Raw genomic sequence first — 313 nt, 5'->3', positions numbered from 1 at the left:
ATTTTCCATTTTCTTGTGTTAAAATATCATACACACAATTTTCTCCAAAACAACTTGTAGTGTCCTTTAAAAACAATTCTTCTTTGGCTCCTTTTATAGCAAAGGAAAATATAGGATCATTAGTGCGTTTTACTCCTGCTTGTTTGCGAAAATATTCATTTAAAGCACCCATTTTTGTAGGAGAATTTAATTTATCATAAACTTCATTTTTGCAAAAACTATAAGTAAATGTAGGCATGATTAAAGTACCTTCTTTACCTATAACTTCAAAAAAACAATCTAATATAGTTTGTAAAAATTCATTTCTAGGAAG

Annotated in this window: 1 pseudogene; it reads right to left on the bottom strand. The window is 27.5% G+C overall.

What is annotated here, in order from left to right:
- Window positions 1-313, bottom strand: a pseudogene (legH, locus tag CAMP5063_RS08445) (N-acetyltransferase LegH); the annotation flags it as partial.

It is taken from the genome of Campylobacter sp. RM5063, assembly GCF_024723655.1.
Classification (GTDB): domain Bacteria; phylum Campylobacterota; class Campylobacteria; order Campylobacterales; family Campylobacteraceae; genus Campylobacter_D; species Campylobacter_D lari_D.
The sequence above is the reverse complement of the archived record's forward strand: the minus strand, read 5'-3'. Positions and strand labels throughout refer to the sequence as shown.